Annotated in this window: 14 protein-coding genes; 9 read left to right on the top strand and 5 right to left on the bottom strand. The window is 52.3% G+C overall.

Annotation, left to right across the window (positions count from 1 at the left end):
* Positions 1-193: 193 nt before the first annotated feature.
* Positions 194-1816, top strand: coding sequence for an L-aspartate oxidase (gene nadB / locus JQ822_RS11430; protein ID WP_213133563.1), 1623 nt, complete (start codon positions 194-196; stop codon positions 1814-1816).
* Here nadB and trmN read toward each other — a convergent pair.
* Positions 1801-2538, bottom strand: coding sequence for a tRNA(1)(Val) (adenine(37)-N(6))-methyltransferase TrmN (trmN, locus tag JQ822_RS11425; protein ID WP_213133562.1), 738 nt, complete (start codon positions 2536-2538; stop codon positions 1801-1803). The two genes, nadB and trmN, sit on opposite strands and share 16 nt — an antisense overlap.
* A 130-nt stretch (positions 2539-2668) precedes the next feature.
* Here trmN and srmB point away from each other — a divergent pair, with 130 nt between their 5' ends.
* Positions 2669-3997, top strand: coding sequence for an ATP-dependent RNA helicase SrmB (srmB, locus tag JQ822_RS11420; RefSeq protein WP_213133561.1), 1329 nt, complete (start codon positions 2669-2671; stop codon positions 3995-3997).
* 19 nt (positions 3998-4016) lie between these two features.
* On the opposite strand, the gene JQ822_RS11415 is transcribed toward srmB, so the two are convergent.
* The gene (locus tag JQ822_RS11415; RefSeq protein ID WP_213133560.1) at positions 4017-4916 is read right to left on the bottom strand and encodes a LysR family transcriptional regulator; all 900 of its coding nucleotides are present in this window, start codon (positions 4914-4916) and stop codon (positions 4017-4019) included.
* A 102-nt stretch (positions 4917-5018) separates the two neighbouring features.
* Between JQ822_RS11415 and eamB the strand changes: the two genes are divergently transcribed.
* Positions 5019-5606, top strand: a complete 588-nt coding sequence (eamB, locus tag JQ822_RS11410) for a cysteine/O-acetylserine transporter (RefSeq protein ID WP_213133559.1) — start codon at positions 5019-5021, stop codon at positions 5604-5606.
* 80 nt (positions 5607-5686) lie between these two features.
* On the opposite strand, the gene grcA is transcribed toward eamB, so the two are convergent.
* Entirely contained in the window at positions 5687-6070 is a 384-nt protein-coding gene (grcA, locus tag JQ822_RS11405; RefSeq protein ID WP_096756118.1) for an autonomous glycyl radical cofactor GrcA, read from the bottom strand.
* Positions 6071-6388: 318 nt separating this feature from the next.
* On the opposite strand from grcA, the gene ung reads away from it, so the two are divergent.
* On the top strand, positions 6389-7078 hold the full coding sequence (gene ung, locus JQ822_RS11400) for a uracil-DNA glycosylase (protein WP_213133558.1): 690 nt from the start codon (positions 6389-6391) through the stop codon (positions 7076-7078).
* 33 nt (positions 7079-7111) lie between these two features.
* On the opposite strand, the gene JQ822_RS11395 is transcribed toward ung, so the two are convergent.
* Entirely contained in the window at positions 7112-8191 is a 1080-nt protein-coding gene (locus JQ822_RS11395; protein ID WP_196210514.1) for a tRNA/rRNA methyltransferase, read from the bottom strand.
* A gap of 207 nt (positions 8192-8398) precedes the next feature.
* Between JQ822_RS11395 and trxC the strand changes: the two genes are divergently transcribed.
* From trxC to JQ822_RS11370, 5 genes are all read left to right on the top strand, one after another.
* On the top strand, positions 8399-8818 hold the full coding sequence (trxC, locus tag JQ822_RS11390) for a thioredoxin TrxC (protein ID WP_045446319.1): 420 nt from the start codon (positions 8399-8401) through the stop codon (positions 8816-8818).
* Positions 8819-8887: 69 nt separating this feature from the next.
* A complete protein-coding gene (tapT, locus tag JQ822_RS11385) occupies positions 8888-9586 on the top strand; it encodes a tRNA-uridine aminocarboxypropyltransferase (protein WP_213133557.1) in 699 nt (232 codons plus the stop codon).
* Positions 9587-9622: 36 nt separating this feature from the next.
* The gene (locus JQ822_RS11380) at positions 9623-12283 is read left to right on the top strand and encodes a bifunctional acetate--CoA ligase family protein/GNAT family N-acetyltransferase (RefSeq protein WP_213133556.1); all 2661 of its coding nucleotides are present in this window, start codon (positions 9623-9625) and stop codon (positions 12281-12283) included.
* Positions 12284-12397: 114 nt separating this feature from the next.
* Positions 12398-13753: a CDP-diacylglycerol--serine O-phosphatidyltransferase gene (gene pssA / locus JQ822_RS11375; protein WP_213134068.1), complete on the top strand. Its 1356-nt coding sequence runs from the start codon at positions 12398-12400 to the stop codon at positions 13751-13753.
* 43 nt (positions 13754-13796) lie between these two features.
* Positions 13797-14120 carry a YfiM family lipoprotein gene (locus tag JQ822_RS11370; protein ID WP_213133555.1) on the top strand — a complete coding sequence of 108 codons (324 nt, stop codon included), beginning with the start codon at positions 13797-13799 and terminating at the stop codon, positions 14118-14120.
* Here JQ822_RS11370 and JQ822_RS11365 read toward each other — a convergent pair.
* Positions 14117-15415: an MFS transporter gene (locus JQ822_RS11365; protein ID WP_213133554.1), complete on the bottom strand. Its 1299-nt coding sequence runs from the start codon at positions 15413-15415 to the stop codon at positions 14117-14119. The two genes, JQ822_RS11370 and JQ822_RS11365, sit on opposite strands and share 4 nt — an antisense overlap.
* Positions 15416-15681 lie beyond the last annotated feature (266 nt).

The following is a 15681-nucleotide window of genomic DNA, read 5'->3' as shown; positions in this document are numbered from 1 at the left end:
CCAACGGGCGCTTTATTTCATCTCCTAATCTGACGCTAACGGCCTGCTGCACAAAATATTTTTCGTATTTTTCCCCTCGCTATACTTTTCTTTCGTGTTTAGTCATTGCAACCCAATTAAAAATAAAACGTGCAGTATCGCGCAATGTGGTGCTATGGTGACCAAACACTGTTTAGTAAATTAAACAAAAATCATGAATACGACGCCTGAATTATCCTGTGACGTGCTGATTATTGGCAGCGGAGCTGCCGGACTCTCACTGGCTCTGCGCCTGGCTGAGAAACATCGGGTTATTGTTCTGAGCAAGGGGCCTGTCAGTGAAGGTTCTACATTCTACGCTCAGGGCGGTATTGCCGCCGTTTTTGATGAAACCGACAGTATCGACTCCCACGTAGAAGATACCCTGATTGCAGGTGCGGGATTGTGCGATCGCCATGCGGTTGAGTTCGTCGCCAGCAATGCCCGAACGTGCGTCCAGTGGCTCATTGATCAAGGTGTCTTGTTTGATACGCAAGTTCAGCCCAATGGTGAAGAGAGTTATCACCTGACCCGCGAAGGCGGTCATAGCCACCGACGCATCCTGCATGCGGCAGATGCTACTGGTAAAGAAGTTGAAACCACGCTGGTCAGCCAGGCACAAAATCATCCCAATATTCAGGTTCTGGAACGTAGCAACGCCGTTGATCTGATTATCTCCGATAAAATCGGCCTGCCAGGCACGCGCCGGGTGGTGGGCGCATGGATCTGGAACCGTAATAAAGAAGCCGTTGAAACCTGTCATGCCAAATCGGTTGTGCTAGCCACCGGTGGCGCATCGAAGGTGTATCAGTACACCACCAATCCGGATATTTCCTCAGGTGATGGGATTGCGATGGCCTGGCGTGCTGGATGTCGCGTCGCCAATCTCGAGTTTAATCAGTTTCACCCAACCGCGTTGTATCACCCGCAGGCACGCAATTTTCTGCTGACCGAAGCGCTGCGTGGCGAAGGTGCGCACCTGAAGCGCCCGGACGGTTCGCGCTTTATGCCCGACTTTGATGAGCGCGGCGAACTGGCTCCGCGCGATATTGTCGCACGTGCTATCGATCATGAAATGAAGCGTCTGGGTGCTGACTGCATGTTCCTCGACATCAGCCATAAACCGAAAGAATTTGTCCGCCAACATTTCCCGATGATTTATGAAAAGCTGCTGGGCCTTGGGATCGACCTGACAAAAGAGCCAGTGCCGATCGTGCCTGCTGCACACTATACCTGCGGCGGCGTGATGGTCGACGATTTTGGCCGTACCGACGTCGACGGTCTGTATGCCATCGGCGAAGTGAGCTACACCGGTCTGCATGGTGCGAATCGTATGGCGTCTAACTCACTGCTGGAATGCCTGGTGTACGGCTGGTCTGCGGCCGAAGATATCGACAGGCGAATGCCTTACGCCCGCAGCGTCAGCACGCTACCGGGCTGGGATGAAAGCAGGGTGGAAAACCCGGATGAGCTGGTCGTCATCCAACATAACTGGCACGAACTTCGGCTGTTTATGTGGGATTACGTCGGCATTGTGCGCACCACCAAACGTCTGGAGCGCGCCCTGCGGCGCATCACTATGTTGCAACAGGAAATCGACGAATATTACGCCCATTTCCGCGTGTCGAATAACTTACTGGAGCTGCGCAATCTGGTGCAGGTAGCAGAGCTGATTGTACGCTGCGCAATGATGCGCAAAGAGAGCCGGGGCCTGCACTACACGCTGGATTACCCAGAGCAGTTGCCTGAATCCGGCCCTTCTATTCTTTCTCCGCTAAGCCATCACATAAACAGATAAAATGCCTGGGTCAGCGCGGTGTAACCTTCGGAATAACGCTGGTCTGGCCCACGGATCACCAGCCTGTCGCTAAAGCACTCCCCGGCCTGCGGGGAGAAAGCCAGGAGTACCCGATGCGGCAACCGGGCCTCGGTTTCCGCCACATCCGTACGCAGACGCAGATGCCATCCCATGCTTAATGCCTGCTGGGTAAAGGCGTTGCCTACCTGCTCCGGCAACACCAGGCAGAAAAAACCTTCTTCTGTAATACTGTCCGCTGCCAGCGTTAACAGTGCCGCGTGATCGAGCGTTGTCGTATATCGTGCCTGCTCGCGCTGTGGTGTCCCGCACTCCACGCCAGGCTCATAATAAGGCGGGTTACTGATGATCAGATCAAACCGCACAGTCTGGCGAGGTATCCACCGTTGAGCATCGTCGGTATGGACCCGGATACGCTGCCCCCACGGAGATTGGGCGATGTTTTCCTGCGCCTGTTGGGCTGCGTCAACATCAAGTTCCACGGCATCAATCAGAACGCTGTCCTCTGTACGCTGAGCCAGCATCAGCGCTAACAGACCGCTCCCGGTGCCAATATCAAGGATCCGTTTTACGCCTGCAACAGGAGCCCAGGCCCCCAATAAGATACCGTCAGTCCCGACCTTCATTGCACAACGATCGTGTGCCACAAAAAACTGCTTAAATGTAAACCCATTACGTCGAAGTACGGATGTAGACTGGGACATGAAAAACAACCTTCCTGGAAAAAAAACGATAACATAGGATAAAAACAATACCTGAGAAGGTATATCCATACAAACAGATGAAGATTGCAGCCGTAACGTCTATAATCAGCGCCCCACACAGAGGTAGAACATGACTGTAACGACTTTTTCCGAACTTGAACTCGATGAAAGCCTGCTGGATGCCCTCCAGGAAAAAGGTTTCACTCGCCCGACCGCTATTCAGGCTGCCGCCATTCCACCTGCGCTCGATGGCCGTGATGTACTCGGTTCTGCGCCGACAGGCACCGGTAAAACGGCGGCATATTTGCTGCCAGTGTTGCAGCACCTGCTCGACTTCCCGCGCAAAAAATCTGGCCCGCCGCGAGTGTTAATTCTGACGCCGACCCGCGAACTGGCGATGCAGGTTGCCGATCACGCCCGTGAACTGGCGAAGAATACGCATCTGGATGTCGCCACCATTACCGGCGGCGTGGCCTACATGAACCACATGGAAGTCTTCAGCGAAAACCAGGACATCGTGGTCGCCACCACCGGACGCCTGCTGCAATATATTAAAGAAGAGAACTTCGACTGCCATGCGGTCGAAACGCTTATCCTTGATGAAGCCGACCGTATGCTGGACATGGGCTTCGCGCAGGATATCGAGCATATTGCCGGTGAAACTCGCTGGCGCAAGCAGACCATGCTGTTCTCTGCCACGCTGGAAGGTAATGCGGTTAAAGATTTTGCCGAGCGCCTGCTGGAAGATCCTGTTGAGGTTTCTGCAGATCCGTCCACCCGCGAACGCAAGAAGATCCACCAGTTTTACTACCGTGCCGATGATATCGAGCATAAAACGGCGTTGCTGATCCACCTGTTAAAACAACCTGAAGCGACCCGCTCTATTGTTTTTGTGCGTAAACGCGAGCGTGTGCACGAACTGGCTGGTTGGCTGCGCCAGGCGGGGATCAACAACTGCTATCTCGAAGGCGAGATGGTGCAAAACAAGCGTAACGAAGCGATCAAACGCCTGACCGATGGTCGCGTGAATGTGCTGGTTGCCACCGACGTTGCCGCGCGCGGGATCGACATTCCTGACGTTAGCCACGTATTTAACTTCGACATGCCGCGCAGCGGCGATGCCTACCTGCACCGCATTGGCCGTACCGGTCGCGCGGGCCGTAAAGGTACCGCAATTTCGCTGGTTGAAGCGCATGACCACCTGCTTCTCGGCAAAGCGAGTCGTTATATTGACGAACCGCTGAAACCGCGCGTCATTGACGAACTGCGTCCAACAACGCGCGCACCAAGTGAGAAATCTAACGGTAAGCCATCCAAGAAAGTGCTGGCGAAGCGCGCCGAGAAAAAAGAGAAAGATAAAGAGAAGCCGCGCGTGAAGAAACGTCACCGCGATGCTAAAAATATCGGTAAACGTCGTAAGCCGAGCGGAGTTGCTGCGCAGCAGTCCGACAAAGAGTAAAAACTGTATGCCGGGTGAATTAACCCGGCATTTTTTTATCCTTCGCCGTAAAACTCTCTTCGACACATTCCAGGAAAATCTGCATCGCCGGACTGATCGTTTTTCCGGCATGATGTGCACACAAGGCCGTAATCAACTCGGGTTCAGTGCTGAAAGGTAGCTCTATCAGTTCACCTGAGCGTAATTCCCGCTCAACGGCAAAGCGGGGCAAAAAACTGACCCCAAGATTCGCAGCAACGCACTGTTTGATGCTTTCAATACTCCATAACTCGATAGTATTTTCTAGCGTAATCTGACGCTGACGCAAAAGACTTTCAAAGCGTTGCCTGAAAATACATTGCGGTTCATTAATGATAAAACTACAGGCAATGTGCTGGTTCTTTTTAGTAAAATCAACGTCATGAAGGTCAGGCGCCCCCACCAGCACCAAAGGTTGCTCACCCAGTGACTGCATTTCAAGCGCATCATCATTACCGACACGATAAAAAATCCCCAAGTCAGCCTCATCATTAAGCAAAGCATCACGAATGACGTAGCAATTGAGCGACAGTAATGACAATCGAACTTTAGGTGCTCGTTGTTTAAATCGTTGTAAAACCTGCGGCATTTTATATGCCAGCAATGTTTCCCCCGTCACCACACGCAGGTCCCCACTCACCTCTGCATCCTGTCTTGCCGACTGTCGGAGCGATGCCATCACCCGGATCAGTTCATGTACATGCGGCATTAACCGCTTTCCCTCACTGGTGAGGCGCATCCGACGGCCAATTTTTTCGAATAATTGCACAGAGAGTTCTTGTTCAAGCTGTTGAATATGAAAGGTAACGGTAGATTGCGTACAGCATAGTCTTTGTGATGCCCGAAGGAATGACCCTTCTTCTACCACCGTTTTCAGCGTAATAAACCGACGTAAATCCATCTCCACCAACCTATCGAAATCTTCGAATTAAGAATTTAAAAACATTCATTTTTTTAAATGTTTTATGTCAGGTACTGTCTGCTAAAACACAGGAGATAACAAGTGACCCCCACTCTTTTAAGTGCATTCTGGACCTATACATTGATAACCGCCCTAACGCCTGGGCCAAACAATATCCTCGCGCTCAGTGCGGCGACATCACACGGTTTTCGTCAGAGCACGCGTGTCCTGGCGGGGATGAGTCTGGGCTTTTTAATCGTTATGCTGCTATGCGCCGGAATTTCATTTTCGCTTGCAACCCTGGATCCAGTCATCATCCACTGGCTCAGTTGGGCGGGGGCGGCCTATATCTTATGGCTGGCGCTGAAGATCGCCACCAGCCCGGCAGCGAATGATGGTTTGCAGTCAGAACCGATTAGCTTTTGGACAAGCTTTGGCTTGCAGTTCGTGAACGTCAAAATCATTTTGTACGGCATTACCGCGTTGTCCACGTTTGTGCTGCCGCACACCAGAGAGCTGGGCTGGGTGATAGGCGTTAGCGTGTTACTCGCGCTGATCGGAACGTTTGGCAACGCATGTTGGGCGCTGGCGGGACATCTTTTCCAGCAAGTATTCCACCGCTATGGACGACCGTTGAATGTCATTCTGGCATTACTGCTGGTGTACTGTGCTGTGAGGATTTTCTACTAACGGATGTGAAAAAGCGGAAGATGTGCTGACATCTTCCGCTTATTGATTATCTGATTACCGGGGTATAACCCCGGTAAGCCTTACAGGCTTTCAGTAAAGGTACGAGCAATAACGTCGCGCTGCTGTTCTGGAGTCAGTGAGTTGAAACGCACTGCATAACCGGAGACACGGATGGTCAGCTGCGGATATTTTTCCGGATGCTTCACCGCATCTTCCAGCGTTTCACGACGCAGAACGTTAACGTTCAGGTGCTGACCACCTTCCACGCGGACTTCCGGCTGCACGTCTACCGGCACTTCACGGTATTCGATTTCGCCCAGTTTGCTGACGGCAACGACTTCATCAGCAGAGAAACCTGCTTTCGCAACGATGCAGCGTGCTTCGCCTTTTTCGCTGTCCAGCAGCCAGAAAGAGTTCAGCAGGTCGTCGTTTGCAGCTTTAGTAATCTGGATACCTGTAATCATGTTGATGCCTCCCCGGCAAAATTATTTGATTTCGGTTGGCCGTCACACGGCCAATTGGTAAAACCATTGTTGCTTGAGTGTATATATACCCCTCACACACCCTTGATTCTTTGATTTAAATCAACAAAAACCACACAGCAAAAGTGGTGATGAGTAGATTTTATTGTTTTACATCAACTTACGCCATGCAAACTGATAAACTTTTTACATAAATTTTCAACTATCTTTAAGAGGTAGTCCCTTGAGAAACGTAGAGAATTTTGCGCCTCAGAGAGAAGCAGTTAAGCTAGGGGGATTGAAAATTCGCAGGAGAGCGAGATGGCTACCGAATTAACCTGGCACGACGTGCTGACTGATGAGAAGCAGCAACCCTACTTTGTTAACACTCTGCATACCGTTGCCGGTGAACGCCAGTCAGGTATGACGATTTACCCGCCGCAAAAAGATGTGTTTAACGCATTCCGCTTTACCGAACTTGGCGACGTCAAGGTTGTCATCCTGGGACAGGACCCATACCACGGTCCAGGCCAGGCACATGGCCTCGCTTTTTCGGTGCGCCCGGGCATTGCCACCCCGCCCTCACTGCTGAATATGTACAAAGAGCTGGAGGCCACGATTCCTGGCTTCACACGCCCAACACATGGATATCTCGAAAGCTGGGCACACCAGGGCGTACTGTTACTCAACACCGTGCTTACCGTTCGTGCAGGACAGGCACATTCGCATGCCAGTCTGGGATGGGAAACGTTTACAGATAAAGTTATTAGCCTGATCAATGAACATCGTGAAGGAGTGGTGTTTTTGCTCTGGGGCGCGCACGCGCAGAAGAAAGGGGCCATTATTGACGCACAGCGTCACCATATACTGAAAGCACCACATCCTTCTCCACTGTCGGCACATCGTGGGTTCTTTGGCTGCAATCACTTTGTGCTGGCAAATGAGTGGCTGGAAAAAAGAGGTGAAAAACCAATTGACTGGATGCCGGTATTGCCAGCTGAGAGCGAGTAAAAAAATGCCAGCGATTCGCTGGCATTTTTACTATCACGCTTTGTTCTGACGCCACCACTCGGCGAGCAGTACGCCCGTCGCGACAGAGACGTTGAGCGTTTCTACATTGCCCGTACCGTCGATAGCGACGCACAAATCGTCCGCTGAACATGCGGCTTCCGGCAGCGCATCGCGTTCGCGACCTAACACCAGCACCATTTTTTCTGGCAGCGTGGTGTTGAACAACGGCTTACCTTTGTCGCTGGAGGTCATCACAACCGTGTAACCAGCCTTACGGAAATCATCCAGCACATCCACAATACTGTCGCCAGTAATCGGTTGAACATGCTCGGCACCACCTTCCGCGGTACGAATAGCCGCACCGGACTCCAGCAGCGCTGCATCCTGTACCACCACGCCTTTCACACCGAAGTGAGCGCAGCTGCGCATCATGCCGCCCAGGTTGTGCGGGTTGGCGATATCTTCCAGCGCCAGTACACAATCCTGCGCGCCCGCCTGACCAACCCACTGCTTAACGGTTGTACCGTTACGTTTTTTAATCAGGAAACATACGCCGCCGTGGTGTTCAGTACCGGAAGCTTTCGCCAGCTCGGCTTCGTCAACCACGTGGTAGGCTTTGCGGTTTGCCGCCATCCAGCGCAATGCTTCTTTAAATCGCGGCGTCACGCTCTGGACAAACCAGGCGCGGACAATGGCGTCCGGACGGCTCTGGAACAGCGCCTGACAGGCATTTTCACCGTAAACGCGGGTCTCTTCCGCACGCTGACGACGCAATACTTCAGGATCAATAAAGCTCTTGCCGCTGATACCACCGTGATCGGCCTTTTCCGCTACGTCATCGCTCGGCGCGCGGGACACGGTGCGCCACGGTGAGTCTTCACGTTTACGGTCGCGTTCAACATCGCGGTCACGACCACGTTCACGGCCACGTTCGCTGTTCGGGCCCTTTCTGTCATCACGGGCAGGGCGACGACCGCCTTCGGCTCGGGAAGTACCTGGGCGACCGCCGCCTTTACCGGTACGTGGATTTTGGGTGCGTTTGTCCGAGTCATCGTCACTGCGGACGTACATCACTTTGACCTTGCCGTTTTTGTTCTTCAGTTCGTCGCTCATATTTTTCTCCACCTGCTCTGCGCGAAGCGCGCAGATTACCCGATGTGCACGTCGTTAGCCATTATTTCATTTAAAAGCTTATGACTATTGTACTCATTGAATAAAACGCATTGCTGTTTAAAACAGTCTCTCCGATAATATGTAACATAACAGAAACATATCGGCGTGATTGCCGCGAAGTCCACCCTACTCATCCAGAGGTTAGTTATGAATACCGTTTGTACCAGCTGCCAGGCTATCAACCGCATCCCTGAGGATCGTGTTCAGGATACGGCAAAATGCGGACGCTGTGGTCACGACCTGTTTGACGGTGAGGTGATCAATGCGACCGGAGCTACGCTGGATAAGCTGTTAAAAGACGATCTTCCGGTGGTGGTCGATTTCTGGGCTCCATGGTGTGGCCCATGCCGTAACTTCGCCCCCATTTTTGAAGATGTCGCCGAAGAGCGTAGCGGTAAAGTGCGTTTTGTAAAAGTGAATACCGAAGCTGAACGCGAACTCAGCGCACGTTTCGGCATCCGCAGCATTCCGACCATTATGATATTCAAGAAAGGTGAAGTCGTCGATATGCTCAATGGCGCAGTGCCTAAAGCCCCGTTTGATAGCTGGCTTAACGAATCATTATAATCTCTGCGGGGCACATCTTGTGCCCCGTTTTGTCCTCTGCGACAATAGCATTTTTCAACGTGCTTCCCAATGACCAATAACGCCGTTCTCCAGTTACGTGCCGAGCGCCTTGCTCGCGCCACGCGCCCTTTCCTTGCCCGAGGTAACCGCATCCGTCGCTGTCAGCGCTGCCTGCTGCCGCTGAAACTGTGCCTGTGTGAAACGCTGACGCCAGCTCAGGCGAACAGCCGTTTTTGCCTGGTGATGTTTGATACCGAACCGATGAAGCCCAGCAATACTGGGCGTTTAATCGCCGATATCCTGCCTGATACCGCTGCGTTTCAGTGGTCACGCACCGAGCCGCCGTCAGCATTGCTTGAGCTGGTGAGAAATCCGGATTATCAGCCGATGGTGGTGTTCCCGGCGTCTTATGCCGACGAGGATCGTGAGGTGATTTTCACGCCACCGAAGGGCAAACCTCCGCTGTTCATTATGCTTGATGGCACCTGGCCGGAAGCACGCAAAATGTTCCGCAAAAGCCCGTACCTTGATAATCTGCCGGTGATCTCCGTCGATTTATCACGTCTTTCTGCTTACCATCTGCGCGAAGTCCATGCCGAGGGGCAATATTGCACCGCCGAAGTGGCAATTGCCTTACTGGATCTGGCAGGAGATACGCAGGCAGCCGAAGGATTAGGCGAGCACTTCACGCGTTTTAAAACACGCTACCTGGCAGGAAAAACTCAACATCAGGGAAGCATCACAGCAGACTTAACAGAAAGCGTTTAAAATCATTCGGTCACTGGTGTCATTAAGGAAGCCGATATGAGTCAACGTGGTCTGGAAGCACTACTGAGACCGAAATCCATTGCGGTGATTGGGGCGTCAATGAAGCCCAATCGTGCGGGTTACCTGATGATGCGTAACTTACTGGCCGGAGGTTTCAACGGGCCGGTTTTACCGGTGACGCCCGCCTGGAAAGCGGTATTGGGCGTGCTGGCCTGGCCCAATATTGCCAGCCTGCCTTTTTCACCCGATCTCGCTGTGCTATGTACCAATGCCAGCCGTAATCTTACGTTACTGGAAGCGCTGGGTGAGAAAGGCTGCAAAACATGCATTATTCTCTCAGCTCCCTCGGCGCAGCACGCGGAACTGCTGGCCTGCGCTTCACGCTATAAAATACGTCTGCTCGGTCCCAACAGCCTGGGGCTCCTCGCCCCCTGGCAGGGGCTTAACGCCAGCTTTTCACCCGTGCCGATTAAACGCGGCAAGCTGGCGTTTATCTCTCAGTCTGCTGCCGTGTCCAACACTATTCTCGACTGGGCGCAACAGCGGGAAATGGGGTTTTCTTATTTCATCGCGCTGGGTGACAGCCTGGATATCGACGTTGATGAACTGCTGGATTACCTGGCCCGCGACAGCAAAACCAGCGCAATTTTGCTCTATCTCGAACATCTGAGCGACGCCCGCCGTTTTGTCTCCGCCGCCCGTAGCGCATCACGCAATAAACCCATTTTGGTGATTAAAAGCGGTCGCAGCCCGGCGGCTCAGCGCTTACTGCATACCAGCGCCGGGATGGACCCCGCCTGGGACGCCGCTATCCAGCGCGCCGGCCTGCTGCGCGTGCAGGACACGCACGAGCTTTTCTCGGCGGTGGAAACCTTGAGCCACATGCGCCCCCTGCGTGGCGACAGGCTGATGATCATCAGCAACGGCGCCGCCCCTGCCGCGCTGGCTTTAGATGAGCTGTGGTCGCGAAACGGTAAGTTGGCCACGCTAAGCGAAGAGACCAGCCAGAAGTTACGCGAAGCGTTACCTGCCCACGTTGATATCGCCAACCCGCTGGATCTGCGTGACGACGCCAGCTGTGAGCACTACGTCAAAACACTGAATATTTTACTCGCCAGCCAGGATTTTGATGCCCTGATGGTCATCCACTCACCCAGCGCAGCCGCCCCAGGCACCGAAAGTGCGCAGGCGCTAATCGAGGCGGTGAAACAGCATCCGCGAGGCAAGTTTGTTTCCTTACTGACTAACTGGTGCGGGGAGTTTTCATCCCAGGAAGCTCGTAAACTGTTTAGCGAAGCCGGATTACCTACCTATCGAACGCCGGAAGGCACCATCACTGCATTTATGCATATGGTTGAGTATCGGCGTAACCAGAAGCAACTGCGCGAAACGCCGATGCTCCCCGACAGCCTGACGGCCAACACCGCCGAGGCGCATAATCTATTACAGCAGGCGATCGCCGACGGGGCGACGTCGCTGGATACACATGAAGTCCAGCCTATTTTGCACGCCTATGGCTTGCATACGCTGCCCACCTGGATTGCCAGCGACAGCGCAGAAGCCGTGCATATCGCTGAGCAAATCGGTTATCCGGTGGCGCTCAAGCTGCGTTCTCCTGATATCCCGCATAAATCAGAAGTTCAGGGGGTCATGCTTTACCTGCGCACAGCAACAGAAGTGCAGCAGGCCGCCAATGCCATTTTTGATCGAGTGAAAATGACCTGGCCACAGGCGCGTATCCACGGTTTGTTAGTGCAAAGTATGGCGAATCGCGCAGGGGCCCAGGAGCTACGCGTGGTCGTCGAACACGATCCGGTATTTGGACCACTCATTATGTTGGGAGAAGGTGGCGTAGAGTGGCGGCCGGAAGAGCAAGCCGTGGTGGCATTACCACCGCTAAACATGAACCTCGCGCGCTACCTGGTGATCCAGGGGATCAAAAACAAAAAGATCCGCGCCCGCAGTGCACTGCGCCCTCTGGATATCGCTGGTCTAAGCCAGCTTCTGGTCCAGGTCTCCAACCTGATCGTCGATTGTCCGGAAATACAGCGTCTGGATATCCACCCGCTGCTGGCCTCCGCCGGTGAATTTACCGCCCTGGACGTCACGCTGGATATTGCCCCGTTCACGGGCGATAACGAAAGCAGACTGGCTGTACGCCCCTATCCGCATCAGCTTGAAGAGTGGGTCGAGATGAAGAACGGTGAACGCTGCCTGTTCCGCCCTATTCTGCCGGAGGATGAACCTCATCTACAGCAGTTCATTTCACAAGTGACAAAAGAAGATCTGTATTACCGTTATTTCAGTGAGATCAATGAATTTACCCACGAAGATTTAGCCAATATGACGCAGATCGACTACGATCGGGAAATGGCCTTTGTGGCAGTACGTTGCTGTAATAACACCGAAGAGATCCTCGGCGTGACCCGAGCCATTTCCGATCCGGATAATGTCGATGCCGAATTTGCTGTACTCGTGCGTTCGGATCTCAAAGGGCTCGGACTTGGGCGGCGATTGATGGAAAAATTGATTGCCTATACCCGAGATCACGGACTGAGACGTCTGAATGGTATTACGATGCCAAACAATCGGGGGATGGTCGCCCTGGCCCGCAAACTCGGGTTCACTGTTGACGTCCAGCTCGAAGAGGGAATTGTTGGGCTAACGCTTAATCTGGCCCAATATGAGGAATCGTGAGTAAGGTACTGGAAATGTTGACCACTTTAACGGGCACTGGTGTTATCATTGCTCGCTTATGTCGTCTGCATAGCACAGAGGACCCTTCAATGAACAGAGAAGAAATGCACTGTGATGTTGTCAAAATTTAAGCGTAATAAACATCAACAACACCTTGCCCAACTACCTAAGATTTCTCAATCAGTTGATGATGTAGATTTCTTTTATGCTCCCGCTAATTTCAGGGAGACTCTGCTGGAGAAAATAGCCAGTGCGACGCGACGCATTTGCATCATTGCCCTGTATCTTGAACAGGACGACGGTGGCAAAGGCATCCTCGACGCGCTTTATGAGGCTAAGCGGCAGCGTCCTGAGCTTGATATCCGGGTGCTTGTCGACTGGCATCGTGCCCAGCGCGGACGCATTGGCGCAGCAGCGTCCAATACCAACGCTGACTGGTATTGCCGAATGGCGCAAGAAAACCCTGGGATCGATATTCCCGTCTACGGCGTTCCGATTAACACCCGCGAAGCGCTTGGCGTCCTGCATTTCAAAGGCTTTATCATTGATGATAGCGTCCTGTATAGCGGTGCCAGCCTGAACGATGTTTACCTGCACCAACATGATAAGTATCGCTACGATCGCTACCAGCTGATTCGCAACGCACAAATGGCTGATATCATGTTCGACTGGGTAACGCAGAACCTGATGAACGGTCGCGGCGTGAATCGTCTTGATGATACCAACCGCCCTAAAAGCCCGGAAATTAAAAACGACATCCGCCTGTACCGTCAGGAATTGCGTGATGCATCATTCCATTTCCAGGGTAATGCGGATAACGAACAGCTTTCAGTGACGCCTCTGGTTGGGCTTGGAAAATCCAGTCTGCTCAATAAGACTATTTTTCATCTGATGCCCTGCGCGGAACAGAAACTTACTATCTGTACCCCTTATTTCAACCTGCCTGCAATCCTGGTGCGCAATATTATCCAGCTCCTGCGCGAAGGGAAAAAGGTTGAAATTATTGTGGGCGATAAGACCGCCAACGACTTTTTCATCCCAGAAGATGAGCCATTTAAGATTATCGGTGCGCTGCCCTATCTGTATGAAATTAACCTACGCCGCTTTCTGAGCCGACTGCAGTATTACGTGAATACCGATCAGTTGGTCGTTCGATTATGGAAAGATGATGACAATACCTATCATCTGAAGGGCATGTGGGTCGATGATAAATGGATGCTGCTCACCGGTAACAACCTTAACCCTCGCGCCTGGCGTCTGGATCTGGAAAACGCTATCCTGATCCACGATCCTAAGCAGGAGCTGACTTTCCAGCGCGAGAAAGAGCTGGAGCTTATCCGCACACATACTACCGTCGTTAAACACTATCGCGACCTGCAGAGTATTGCCGACTATCCGGTCAAAGTCCGTAAGCTTATCCGTCGACTCCGCCGTATCCGAATCGACAGATTAATCAGCCGTATTCTGTAACCTGAACCCCGTCATTGACGGGGTTTTTCCTGTGGAGGCAACGGTGCGCCTGTTTATTCTTACCAGCATCCTGGTACTTTCAGGTTGTAGCCATATGGCAAACGACAGCTGGAGTGGACAAGACAAAGCGCAACACTTCATTGCCTCAGCCATGCTGGCCGCAGCCGGGAACGAGTATTCTCAGCACCAGGGGAACAGTCACGATCGCAGTGCCACTATCGGTTTCATGTTCTCAATTAGCCTTGGCGCGTCGAAAGAGCTGTGGGACAGCCGCCCGGCAGGAAGCGGCTGGAGTTGGAAAGATTTTGCCTGGGATGTCGCCGGTGCCTCCACTGGCTATGCCGTCTGGCAAATGGCCCATCACTAGAGGCGCAGACCTTTCCCTTTGCCATGCAGCATCAGTGATACCAAAAATGCGACTACTGCCATCGCTGTAACGTACCAGAAGAATGTCGTTTCCATACCAACAGACTTCAGCGACAGCGCAACATATTCAGCTGAACCACCAAACAAGGCATTCGCCACCGCATAAGACAACCCAACACCCAATGCACGAACCTGCGCCGGGAACATTTCGGCCTTCAGAATGCCACTGATTGACGTATAGAAACTCACGATCAGCAAGGCACACATAACCAGGCCAAACGCCATAAACGGGGAAGTCACATTCTGCAGCGCCGTCAGAATAGGTACGGTGAAAAGCGTGGCTAACGCGCCGAAACACAGCATCGATGTACGACGGCCAATTTTATCTGACAAAGCACCGAAAAGCGGTTGCACCAGCATAAACACACACAGTGCCGCCGTCATAATGCCGCTGGCCACGTTGGCATGCATGCCTGCCGTGTTCACCAGATATTTTTGCATGTAGGTCGTAAATGTATAGAAACACAATGAACCTGCTGCAGTGAATCCTAGTACCATGACGAAGGCTTTGCGGTTACGCCATAACCCTTTCAAGGAGCCCGCTTCTTTCAGTGCACGCACATCCTGTTTCGACGTTTCATCCAACTGGCGACGTAGCCATAGCGCGACAATGGCCAGCACGGCCCCCAACGCAAAAGGGATCCGCCAGCCCCATGCTCTGAGCGCTGACTCCTCTAACGTTTGCTGTAGTATCACCACTACCAGCAATGCCAGAAGTTGCCCACCAATTAAGGTAACGTACTGGAATGAAGCATAAAATCCTTTTCTGCCTTCAACGGCAACTTCACTCATGTAGGTTGCGCTGGTTCCATATTCGCCACCAACAGACAACCCCTGAAATAATCTGGCAAGCAACAGCAGCGCAGGCGCCCATGTACCAATGGTTTCATATCCCGGCAGACAGGCGATCACCAACGATCCCATACACATCATGCATACTGACAATAGCATGGACTTTTTACGTCCATGCTTATCGGCTATTCGGCCAAAAAGCCATCCGCCAATGGGTCGCATCAGAAAACCTGCCGCGAAAACTCCAGCGGTTTGTAAGAGTTGTGTGGTGGTATTTCCTGAAGGGAAAAAGATATGGGCAAAATAGAGGGAACAAAAAGAGTAGATGTAGAAATCAAACCATTCGACCAGATTCCCGGATGATGCCCCTACGATTGCCCATATACGACGACGGGTATCACCGTCCGTCAGCGTTCCATTCTCAGTTACACTGCTATCAGCCATTAGAATTTTACCCCTGCCAAGGATCTGGTGAATTGATCAATGATGTATAGTGTCTTTTTTAGTGAATGAAATGTTATATAATTGTTATATTTTATTATGTGAGATACATCACATTTTTAATTAGCAGAGAAAGGATTCAGATTTATTCGGGGAAAGTGCTCTGTAGACGAGATAAGGGTTTTCACAAACAACAGATAAAACAAAAGGCCCGGTCTTCCGACCGGGCCCTTCGCTTTTATTTGATGCCTGGCAGTTCCCTACTCTCG

The organism is Citrobacter sp. FP75, assembly GCF_018342065.1.
Lineage (GTDB): Bacteria > Pseudomonadota > Gammaproteobacteria > Enterobacterales > Enterobacteriaceae > Citrobacter.
Note: the sequence above shows the minus strand (reverse complement) of the source record. Positions and strands in the feature narration are given on the sequence as shown.